At 54.0% G+C, this 365-nt stretch carries 1 protein-coding gene and 1 pseudogene; both read right to left on the bottom strand.

What is annotated here, in order from left to right:
• A pseudogene (locus tag B2Z72_RS03995) lies at nucleotides 1–171 on the bottom strand (translation initiation factor IF-3); the annotation flags it as partial.
• A 2-nt stretch (nucleotides 172–173) separates the two neighbouring features.
• Nucleotides 174–365: His/Gly/Thr/Pro-type tRNA ligase C-terminal domain-containing protein (locus B2Z72_RS03990; protein WP_297004210.1), on the bottom strand; the 192-nt coding region annotated here is incomplete at its 5' end.

Below are 365 nucleotides of genomic sequence, written 5' to 3'. Positions count from 1 at the left end.
CTGAACCAGATCCAGTTCGGCTTCCTCTGCGATGCGCAGCGCCTCGTCTATACCAACAATGCCAACCTGGCCCCCATCTGCTCCGATCAGGCGTACTTCGGTTGCACGGATCTGATCGTTGATGGCGGCACGGTTGTCTTGGCGGCCGCCTCTTCTGTTATCGCGTCTGATATTCAGTTCTCCATTCCAAACCGACCGAGCTGTGCTATGCCGCCTTCCAGCAGTTCTGTAAAGGCTTCAATGCTCATAGTACCCAGGTCTTCACCGGTACGGGTACGCACAGCGACGGTGTTTGTTTCAACTTCTTTATCCCCTACCACGAGCAGGTAAGGGACCTTGTGTAATGTGTGCTCGCGGATTTTAAA

It is taken from the genome of Thalassolituus sp. UBA6592, assembly GCF_002433655.1.
Taxonomy (GTDB): Bacteria; Pseudomonadota; Gammaproteobacteria; order Pseudomonadales; family Oceanobacteraceae; genus Venatoribacter.
The sequence above is the reverse complement of the archived record's forward strand: the minus strand, read 5'-3'. Positions and strand labels throughout refer to the sequence as shown.